General features: G+C 50.4%; 1 protein-coding gene. It reads left to right on the top strand.

Going from position 1 to position 484, the window contains the following annotated elements:
- On the top strand, positions 1-484 hold a 484-nt coding region (locus tag AB4585_RS24395), incomplete at both ends, for a DNA translocase FtsK 4TM domain-containing protein (protein WP_372171330.1).

A 484-nucleotide genomic window follows, 5' to 3' on the forward strand; every position in this document is an offset into this window, starting at 1 on the left:
ATCTGGTACTTCTCATCCGGTGGCGTGGTGGGTGATGTGATCACCAGTCTGGCGCTTCCAACGCTCAACAGCCTGGGCAGTACCCTTGCGCTGCTGTTTTTCTGGGGTGCATCTTTCACTCTGTTTACCGGTATCTCTTGGCTATCGATTGTTGAACGAATCGGTCAGGGCACCTTGTGGTGCGTGACCTCTAGCCTGAACTTTGTCCGTGGTGATAAAGAGCAGGTGCTTGAACCTACGCGCCTTGACGATCAAAAGTTGGTTTATGCAGATACTTCCCCTGAAGCTCTGCAACCTACCTTAGAGAATACTGAGAGTCCGATAACAGAAGATCCGTTGCTCGCGCCATCTACTGAAGCGCTTGCAGAAGAAACCCCATACAAGATCTATATGCCTGAGGACAGCGAAGAAGAAACCTTTACCTTCGATAGAACCAGCAATCTTAATGCGCCAATAGATCAGCTTGAGCGCGATGCCCAACTGG

Source organism: Vibrio sp. 10N.222.49.C9, from assembly GCF_041474985.1.
Lineage (GTDB): Bacteria > Pseudomonadota > Gammaproteobacteria > Enterobacterales > Vibrionaceae > Vibrio > Vibrio crassostreae_C.